We start from the raw sequence: 9362 nt of genomic DNA on the forward strand, positions 1-9362 counted from the left end.
GGGGTCAGCCGTGCCCGGGTGGCGACGAGGGGGCGGCCGCGCTGATCAGCCTGTTGCGGGCCCGGCCCATGAGCTCCTCGCGCTCGTCCTCGGTCAGTCCTCCCCACACCCCGTAGGGCTCACGTACCGCCAGTGCGTGGGCGGCGCACTCGGCGCGTACCGGGCAGCGCATGCAGACCTCTTTGGCGGAGGTCTCGCGGGCGCTCCGGGCGGCTCCGCGTTCCCCCTCGGGGTGGAAGAACAGGGAGCTGTCGACCCCTCGGCAGGCCGCCAGCAGCTGCCAGTCCCACAGATCGGCGTTGGGTCCGGGAAGGCGGGAGAAATCTGCCATTGCTTGTCCCCTCGAAACCATGCTGTGTCGGAAACGTCGTGGTCGTCCGTCGTACCGTGCCCATGACCGTACATCTACGGTGTTAGTAGATGTAAATATGACTGATTGCGAATCTAGTCACAGACACCAGCAAAAGGGAAGAAAACCCGCTAAATGGGGCATAAGTTCATGGGAAGTTTTCGGTTGACGGCTGGACGACCCGTGGCGCTCTCCTCCGTGGTCGGTCCCTCACGTAGAGTGCCGAACCCGGTCGTCCGACCCGTAACTCTTTCGAGTGACCATCGTTGAGAGGGCGGAGGCGGTTGACGGAGAAAGCGATCGGGCAGATGTCCGAGAGTGTCAACCGCACAGGTGACGACTTGTAACAGCCTGGAGGCACAAGGTGACGCGCATCAGCTGCGGAGGGCGGTCATGACATCCGTTCTCGTCTGCGACGATTCCCCGCTTGCCCGAGAAGCGCTCCGTCGCGCGGTCGCGACCGTGCCCGGCGTCGAGCGTGTGACGACGGCGGCCAACGGGGAGGAAGTTCTCCGGCGCTGGGGTGCCGACCGTTCGGATCTGATTCTCATGGACGTACGCATGCCCGGTCTGGGAGGTGTGGAGACCGTCCGCCGACTGCTCTCCGCCGACCCCGGGGCGCGGATCATCATGCTGACCGTCGCCGAGGACCTGGACGGGGTCGCGCTCGCGGTCGCCGCCGGGGCCCGCGGCTACCTGCACAAGGACGCCTCCCGGGCGGAGCTCCGGGCGACCGTCACCCAGGCCCTGGCCGATCCGACGTGGCGGCTCGCCCCGCGCCGGCTGCGCTCGGCCGAGATGGGCGCGGCGCCCACGCTCACGGCGCGTGAGATCCAGGTCCTCGAAGGAATGAGCCACGGCCGCTCCAACGCGGAGATCGGCCGTGAACTGTTCCTCTCCGAGGACACGGTGAAGACGCACGCCAGGCGTCTGTTCAAGAAGCTCGGAGCCTCGGACCGGGCGCACGCGGTGGCACTCGGTTTCCGCTGGGGCCTGGTCCGCTGAGGGCCGGCCGTGACCGGCCGCCGTACCCATCCCCGTCCGCTCGCGGGCGGACGGGGCGACCCCGCGCAAGCGGTGCGGAGCCGGCTCGTGTCCGCGGACGCGACCGGCTCGTACGCCGCCCGTGCAGCCCGCCGCCCCGGCGGCATGTGACGCTTCCCGGCCGATGACGCATCCTTGAGACGTGGAGTTCCTCGGGAACGATTCGGTCGAGCGGAAGGGGAGGGCGCAGGACATGACTTCCGGCGCACCCGCTCATAACGCTTCAGTGCACAACTACGGACGCGGTGCCGCGGATGACGCGGCACCGGGGCACCATGGTTCGATGCGCGAGGACGGAACGACGGTGATCGGTGCCCTGGTGCATCGCGCCGTCGAGGGCGACGCGCAGGCCACCCATGATCTGCTGGCCCACGTCCACCCCCTCGCGCTGCGCTACTGCAGGTCCCGGCTGAACCGGCTGCCCGGTGATGCCCGTCACTTCGTGGAGGACCTGGCGCAGGAGGTCTGCGTCGCGGTGCTGATGGCACTGCCGCGGTACAAGGACACCGGCAGGCCCTTCGAAGCCTTCGTCTTCGCCATCGCCGGCCACAAGGTGGCCGACCTCCAGCGCGCCGCGATGCGGCACCCGGGGTCGACCGCCGTGCCCTCCGACGAGATGCCGGAGCGGCCGGACGACTCGCTCGGGCCCGAGGAGCGGGCGCTCCTCAGCAGCGATGCCGCCTGGGCCAAGAAGCTCCTCGCCAACCTTCCGGAGAACCAGCGCGAGCTGCTGGTCCTGCGGGTCGCCGTCGGGCTCACCGCCGAGGAGACCGGACAGATGCTCGGCATGTCGCCGGGTGCCGTCCGGGTCGCCCAGCACCGTGCGCTCAGCCGGCTGCGGGCCCTCGCGGAACAGTGAACGGGACACCGGTCCGTGCCGTAGGAAGCTACAGAACCTCCAGGTGATCTTGCTCGTGGAATGAGACGCCGCCAGAGGCCGTTAGCATGGACATCCGCACCGATCAAGGCCATTTGGGGAAGGTGTCATGACTGCAAACGTCGACGGAGTGCCCGAGAAATTCGCGACGCTCGGGCTGACATACGACGACGTGCTGCTGCTGCCGGGCGCATCCGAGGTGCTGCCCAACGCGGTCGACACCTCGACGCTCATCTCACGGAACGTACGCGTGAACATCCCGCTGCTGTCCGCCGCGATGGACAAGGTGACCGAGGCCCGGATGGCCATCGCCATGGCCCGTCAGGGCGGCGTCGGCGTGCTCCACCGCAACCTCTCGGTCGAGGACCAGGTCAACCAGGTCGACCTGGTGAAGCGGTCCGAGTCCGGCATGGTCACCGACCCGATCACGGTCGGCCCGGACGCCACGCTCGGCGACGCCGACGCGCTCTGTGCCAAGTTCCGCATCAGCGGCGTCCCGGTCACCGACCCGGCGGGCAAGCTGCTCGGCATCGTCACCAACCGCGACATGGCCTTCGAGTCGGACCGCTCGCGCCAGGTGCGCGAGGTCATGACGCCGATGCCGCTGGTCACCGGCCGGGTCGGCATCTCCGGCGTGGACGCCATGGAGCTGCTGCGCCGCCACAAGATCGAGAAGCTTCCGCTGGTCGACGAGGCGGGCATCCTCAAGGGCCTCATCACGGTCAAGGACTTCAAGAAGGCCGAGCAGTACCCGAACGCGGCCAAGGACGCCGAGGGCCGGCTGCTCGTCGGCGCGGCCGTCGGTGCCAGCCCGGAAGCACTGGACCGCGCCCAGGCGCTGGCCGGGGCCGGGGTGGACTTCCTGATCGTCGACACCTCGCACGGCCACAACAGCAACGCCCTCAACTGGATGGCGAAGATCAAGTCGGCCGTGAACGTGGACGTCATCGGCGGCAACGTCGCGACCCGCGACGGCGCCCAGGCCCTGGTCGACGCCGGTGTCGACGGCGTCAAGGTCGGCGTCGGACCCGGTTCGATCTGTACCACCCGTGTGGTCGCCGGTATCGGCGTCCCGCAGGTCACCGCGATCTACGAGGCCGCGCTGGCCGCCCGTGCGGCGGGCGTCCCGGTCATCGGCGACGGCGGCCTCCAGTACTCCGGCGACATCGGCAAGGCGCTGGCCGCCGGTGCCGACAGCGTGATGCTGGGCTCCCTCCTCGCGGGCTGCGAGGAGTCGCCGGGCGAGCTCCTCTTCATCAACGGCAAGCAGTTCAAGTCGTACCGCGGCATGGGTTCGCTGGGCGCGATGCAGTCCCGCGGACAGGGCCGCTCGTACTCCAAGGACCGCTACTTCCAGGCCGAGGTGTCCTCCGACGACAAGCTCGTCCCCGAGGGCATCGAGGGCCAGGTGCCCTACCGCGGCCCGCTGGCCAACGTGCTGCACCAGCTCGTCGGCGGCCTCCGCCAGACGATGGGCTACGTGGGCGCCGCCTCCGTCGACGAGATGGAGAGCAAGGGCCGCTTCGTGCGGATCACGTCCGCGGGTCTCAAGGAGAGCCACCCGCACGACATCCAGATGACGGTCGAAGCACCGAACTACAGCAGGAAGTAACGCGACAGCGCAGGTGAGGGGCGGTCCGGGGTTCCCGGAACCGCCCCTCCTGTGTGTGTCGGGGATACTGGACAGCGCAGACGTAGAGGGAAAGGCCACACCATCGTGACTGAGATCGAGATCGGGCGCGGCAAGCGCGGCCGCCGGGCATACGCATTCGACGACATCGCCGTCGTCCCGAGCCGCCGGACCCGCGACCCGAAGGAGGTCTCGATCGCCTGGCAGATCGACGCCTACCGCTTCGAGCTGCCGTTCCTGGCCGCTCCCATGGACTCCGTGGTCTCCCCGCAGCACGCCATCCGCATCGGCGAGCTCGGCGGCCTCGGGGTGCTCAACCTGGAAGGCCTGTGGACCCGGCACGCCGACCCGCAGCCGCTCCTCGACGAGATCGCCGAGATGCCGGTCGAGTCCGCGACCCGCCGGCTCCAGGAGATCTACTCCGCCCCCATCCAGGAGGAGCTGATCGGCCGGCGCATCAAGGAGGTGCGCGACGCCGGTGTCGTCACCGCCGCCGCGCTCTCCCCGCAGCGCACCGCCCAGTTCTCCAAGGCCGTCGTCGACGCGGGTGTGGACATCTTCGTCATCCGCGGTACGACGGTCTCCGCCGAGCACGTCTCGGGTGCGGCCGAGCCGCTCAACCTGAAGCAGTTCATCTACGAGCTGGACGTCCCGGTGATCGTCGGCGGCTGCGCCACGTACACCGCGGCCCTGCACCTGATGCGTACGGGCGCGGCCGGTGTCCTCGTCGGCTTCGGCGGCGGCGCCGCGCACACCACGCGCAACGTCTTCGGCATCCAGGTTCCGATGGCGACCGCGGTCGCCGATGTGGCCGGTGCCCGCCGCGACTACATGGACGAGTCCGGCGGCCGGTACGTGCACGTGATCGCGGACGGCGGCGTCGGCTGGTCCGGCGACATCCCGAAGGCCGTCGCCTGCGGTGCGGACGCCGTGATGATGGGATCCCCGCTCGCCCGCGCGACGGACGCGCCGGGCCGCGGCCGCCACTGGGGCATGGAGGCCGTCCACGAGGACGTGCCGCGCGGCAAGCTGGTCGACCTCGGCTCCGTCGGGACGACCGAGGAGGTCCTCACCGGTCCTTCGCACACCCCCGACGGTTCGATGAACATCTTCGGCGCCCTGCGCCGGGCGATGGCGACGACGGGGTACAGCGACCTCAAGGAGTTCCAGCGCGTCGAGGTGACGGTGGCGGACTCGCAGCACCGCCGCTGATTGCACGGAACATGACGGGAGGGCCCGGACCACGATCGTGGTCCGGGCCCTCCCGTGTGTCGTGCGTGGGGTCCGCGACTAGTCGGACGTCTTGCGGGCCGTGGAGAACGCGACCACGGCGGCGACGGCGAAGAAGACGAAGCTGAGCGCGTCGGAGTCTTCCTTCCACACCGTGTTCAGGTCGCTGAAGTGGTCGAAGAAGATCTCGGTGACCGAGAGCGGGAGCTGCTTGCTGATGATGATCGCTTCACCGAGCAGCTGGCCGAAGTAGACGCCGACCAGGGCGAGGGCGCCACTGATGACGGGCAGGGCGGGGTTGCGGCCGCCGAGCTTGCCGGCGGCGAAGCCGACGATGGCGCCGACACCCACGGCCGCGTAGCCGATCTCGTGCTTCGTGGCGCCGATGATCGCACCGTAGATGCCCGCCGCGACGAGTGCCGCGATGAACGCGACGAGGATGCCCAGGCCCACGTTGTTGCGCGCCGGTGCCACCGGGGCGAAGGGTGCGCCGCCGCCGAACGGGGCGCCGACGGGCTGCTGACCCGCGAACGGGTTGCCGGTCGGGGCGCCGGGCTGGGGCTGGCCGGGCTGCGCGGCGTAGGGGTTGCCGGGCGTGGGCTGACCGTCGTACGGCTGGTTCGGCGGTGGTACGGGCGTGCTCATGGTGGGTTCCCCCTGGGACTGTGGCGCACTGATGTGCGAGGAGTGACGCCGCAGGCTAGCAGTCGGTTCCGACATTGACCCACCGGAATCCTTGGGGGGACTGCGATCAGAGGCGGTGCGCGGCCCCCGCCGGGGTCGCGCCACGGGTGTCGAGAAGGAGCTGCGCCTTCACCGCGAGGCCCTGGAGGTCGTAGGTGCGGTGGTGCTGGAGCAGCACCGTCAGATCGGCGCTGGAGGCGGCTTCGTACAGCGAATCGGCACGCGGGACCGGGAGTTCGCGTACGCGCCAGTCCAGGACGTGTGGATCGTGGTAGCCGATCTGGGCGCCCATGTCCATCAGCCGGGTGGCGATCTCGCGGGCGGGGGAGGCCTCCTGGTCGGCGAGGTCCGGCTTGTAGGTGACGCCCAGGAGCAGGATCCGGGCGCCGCGGACGGACTTCCCGTGCTCGTTGAGGAGGGTGGCGCAGCGCTGGATCACGTACTGCGGCATCCGGTCGTTGATCTCCTGGGCGAGCGAGACCATCCGCAGCGGGTGTCCGGGGGTGCGGCTGTTGTACGGGAGGTAGCCCGGGTCGACCGGGGCGCCGTGGCCGCCGACGCCGGGGCCGGGGCGGAAGGGCTGGAAGCCGAAGGGCTTGGTCTCGGCGCACCGGATGACGTCCCAGAGGTCGACGCCGAGGTCATGGCAGAGCACGGCCATCTCGTTGACCAGCGCGATGTTGACGTGCCGGAAGTTGGTCTCCAGGACCTTGGTCATCTCGGCCTCGCGCGGGCCGCGGGCGCGCACGACCTTGTCGGTGAGCCGGCTGTAGAAGGCGGCGGCCGATTCCGTGCAGGCGGGGGTCAGGCCGCCGATGACCTTGGGGGTGTTGGTGTAGACGTGCGTGCGGTTGCCGGGGTCGAGGCGGCTGGGGGAGTGGGCGAGGTGGAAGTCGCGTCCGCCGCGCAGCCCGGAGCCCTCCTCGAGGAGGGGGAGCAGGAAGTTCTCGGTGGTGCCGGGGGGTACGGCCGATTCCAGGAGCACGGTGGTGTGCGGGCGCAGCCGGGCGGCCAGGGCGCGGGCCGCGTCGCCGACGGCGGTGAGGTCGAGGGTGCGGTCGGGGCCGAGGGGTGTGGGGGCGCAGATCACGGCGGTACGGACCCGGCCCAGCTCGCCCTGGTTGGTGGTGGGGCGGAATCCTCCGGACAGCATCCGGCGGATGTCGGACGCGGTGAGCGATCCCTCGACCGGGGTACGGCCCGCGGAGAGCTCGGCGAAGGCCCGGGGGTCGGTGTCGTAGCCGATGGTCTGGATACCGGCCGACACGGCGGCTTGGGCGAGGGGCAGGCCGAGGTGACCGAGTCCGATGACGGCGAGGTCTGCAGGCACGTGGGTGGCCGTCCTTCCCTGGGAACCGAGAAAGCGCAACTGCTGGGGACAGTGCAATGTCAGACTAGGCGTAAATATGACCTATATGTCGCATTGTGTGGCCGTCGTCGTCCGGGTGTTGTCCACAGGCGGTGGCTGAAGTCGCGGAGCGCGGACAGAATCGAGAGGTGGGCACGGGCACCCGACCCCGCGGTCGGACCGCATCCCCGTGCCGGACCACCCCGATCTACCGGGAGGCAGCAGTGAGGACAGCGACACTGGGACCCGCGGAGCGTGCGGCAGCGCTCGCCGCGATGGCCGAGCGCGAACTGGACGTGCTGGTCGTGGGGGCGGGCGTGGTCGGCGCCGGGACGGCACTCGACGCGGTGACGAGAGGGCTCTCGACGGGACTGGTCGAGGCGCGCGACTGGGCCTCCGGCACGTCGAGCAGGTCGAGCAAGCTGATCCACGGCGGGCTGCGCTATCTGGAGATGCTCGACTTCGCGCTCGTCCGCGAGGCGCTGAAGGAGCGCGGGCTGTTGCTGGAGCGCCTCGCCCCGCACCTCGTGAAACCGGTGCCGTTCCTCTATCCCTTGCAGCACAAGGGCTGGGAGCGGCTGTACGCCGGTTCCGGCGTCGCGCTGTACGACGCGATGTCGGTGTCCTCCGGGCACGGCCGCGGGCTGCCCGTGCACCGCCACCTCTCCCGCCGCCAGGCCCTGCGGGTCGCGCCGGCGCTCAAGCGGGACGCCCTGGTGGGGGCCCTGCAGTACTACGACGCCCAGATGGACGACGCCCGCTATGTGGCGACGCTGGTGCGGACCGCCGCCGGGTACGGCGCGCAGGTGGCGAACCAGGCACGGGTGGTCGGCTTCCTCCGGGAGGGCGAACGGGTCGTCGGCGCCCGGGTGGCGGACGTCGAGGCGGGCGGCGAGTACGAGGTCAGGGCCAAACAGGTGGTCAACGCCACCGGCGTCTGGACGGATGACACCCAGGCGCTGATCGGCGAGCGCGGCCAGTTCCACGTACGGGCCTCCAAGGGCATCCATCTGGTCGTCCCCAAGGACCGCATCCACTCCTCCACGGGCCTGATCCTGCGCACCGAGAAGTCCGTGCTCTTCGTCATCCCGTGGGGACGGCACTGGATCGTCGGGACGACGGACACCGACTGGGACCTGGACAAGGCCCATCCGGCCGCCTCCAGCGCGGACATCGACTATCTGCTCGAACACGTCAACTCCGTCCTCGCCACCCCGCTGACCAGGGACGACGTCCAGGGCGTCTACGCGGGCCTGCGGCCGTTGCTGGCCGGCGAGTCGGACGCGACCAGCAAGCTGTCGCGCGAACACACGGTGGCGCACCCGCTGCCGGGCCTCGTCGTCGTCGCGGGAGGCAAGTACACGACGTACCGGGTGATGGCGAAGGACGCCGTGGACGAGGCGGTGCACGGCCTCGACCAGCGGGTCGCGGAGTGCGTCACCGAGGACATCCCGCTGCTGGGCGCCGAGGGCTACCGCGCCCTGTGGAACGCCCGGGCCAGGATCGCCGCCCGCACCGGTCTCCACGTCGCCCGGGTGGAGCATCTGCTGAACCGGTACGGCTCCATGACCGAGGAGATCCTGGAGCTGATCGTCGCCGACCCGGTGATGGGCGAACCGCTGCCGGCCGCCGACGACTACCTGAAGGCCGAGATCGTGTACGCGGCCTCGCACGAGGGGGCCCGCCACCTCGACGACGTACTGACCCGGCGTACCCGGATCTCCATCGAGACCTTCGACCGCGGCACACGCTCCGCGCGGTTGTGTGCGGAGCTGATGGCACGGGTGCTCGGCTGGGACAAGGGCCGGATCGAACGTGAGGTCGCGCACTACGAGAAGCGGGTGGAGGCGGAACGGGAGTCGCAGCGCCAGCCCGACGACCTGACGGCGGACGCGGCGCGGCTGGGGGCACCGGACATCGTGCCCATCTAGGACAGCGTCCGGCCCCCGTGCCTGCCGCCGCCCCGCCCACCGGCCCTTCACCGCCGGGCGGGGCGGCGGCAGGCACGGGGGCCGGACGCTGTCCTAGATGGGCACGATGTCCGGTGCCCCCAGCCGCGCCGCGTCCGCCGTCAGGTCGTCGGGCTGGCGCTGCGACTCCCGTTCCGCCTCCACCCGCTTCTCGTAGTGCGCGACCTCACGTTCGATCCGGCCCTTGTCCCAGCCGAGCACCCGTGCCATCAGCTCCGCACACAACCGCG

The 9362-nt window shown here is 70.4% G+C and carries 8 protein-coding genes and 1 pseudogene; 5 read left to right on the forward strand and 4 right to left on the reverse strand.

The window, feature by feature from the left end; translation table 11 throughout:
- Positions 1-4: 4 nt before the first annotated feature.
- Positions 5-331, reverse strand: coding sequence for a WhiB family transcriptional regulator (locus EAO72_RS30220; RefSeq protein ID WP_018550557.1), 327 nt, complete (start codon positions 329-331; stop codon positions 5-7).
- Positions 332-742: 411 nt separating this feature from the next.
- Between EAO72_RS30220 and EAO72_RS30225 the strand changes: the two genes are divergently transcribed.
- The 4 genes from EAO72_RS30225 to EAO72_RS30240 all read left to right on the forward strand — a co-directional run bounded on the left by EAO72_RS30225 (position 743) and on the right by EAO72_RS30240 (position 5112).
- The gene (locus EAO72_RS30225; protein WP_003948568.1) at positions 743-1354 is read left to right on the forward strand and encodes a response regulator transcription factor; all 612 of its coding nucleotides are present in this window, start codon (positions 743-745) and stop codon (positions 1352-1354) included.
- Positions 1355-1676: 322 nt separating this feature from the next.
- On the forward strand, positions 1677-2252 hold the full coding sequence (locus EAO72_RS30230) for a sigma-70 family RNA polymerase sigma factor (protein WP_148020273.1): 576 nt from the start codon (positions 1677-1679) through the stop codon (positions 2250-2252).
- 127 nt (positions 2253-2379) lie between these two features.
- Positions 2380-3882, forward strand: a complete 1503-nt coding sequence (guaB, locus tag EAO72_RS30235) for an IMP dehydrogenase (protein ID WP_148020274.1) — start codon at positions 2380-2382, stop codon at positions 3880-3882.
- Between the two features lie 105 nt (positions 3883-3987).
- Positions 3988-5112, forward strand: coding sequence for a GuaB3 family IMP dehydrogenase-related protein (locus EAO72_RS30240; RefSeq protein ID WP_136327594.1), 1125 nt, complete (start codon positions 3988-3990; stop codon positions 5110-5112).
- A gap of 78 nt (positions 5113-5190) precedes the next feature.
- Here EAO72_RS30240 and EAO72_RS30245 read toward each other — a convergent pair whose 3' ends face one another.
- Together EAO72_RS30245 and EAO72_RS30250 are read right to left on the reverse strand one after the other, a co-directional pair.
- On the reverse strand, positions 5191-5775 hold the full coding sequence (locus EAO72_RS30245) for a hypothetical protein (RefSeq protein ID WP_148020275.1): 585 nt from the start codon (positions 5773-5775) through the stop codon (positions 5191-5193).
- A gap of 106 nt (positions 5776-5881) precedes the next feature.
- The gene (locus tag EAO72_RS30250) at positions 5882-7144 is read right to left on the reverse strand and encodes a nucleotide sugar dehydrogenase (protein WP_148020276.1); all 1263 of its coding nucleotides are present in this window, start codon (positions 7142-7144) and stop codon (positions 5882-5884) included.
- 242 nt (positions 7145-7386) lie between these two features.
- On the opposite strand from EAO72_RS30250, the gene EAO72_RS30255 reads away from it, so the two are divergent.
- Positions 7387-9093, forward strand: coding sequence for a glycerol-3-phosphate dehydrogenase/oxidase (locus EAO72_RS30255; protein ID WP_148020277.1), 1707 nt, complete (start codon positions 7387-7389; stop codon positions 9091-9093).
- 93 nt (positions 9094-9186) lie between these two features.
- On the opposite strand, the pseudogene EAO72_RS30260 reads toward EAO72_RS30255, so the two are convergent.
- Positions 9187-9362, reverse strand: a pseudogene (locus tag EAO72_RS30260) (glycerol-3-phosphate dehydrogenase); the annotation flags it as partial.

Source organism: Streptomyces sp. OR43 (assembly GCF_008042275.1).
Taxonomy (GTDB): Bacteria; Actinomycetota; Actinomycetes; order Streptomycetales; family Streptomycetaceae; genus Streptomyces.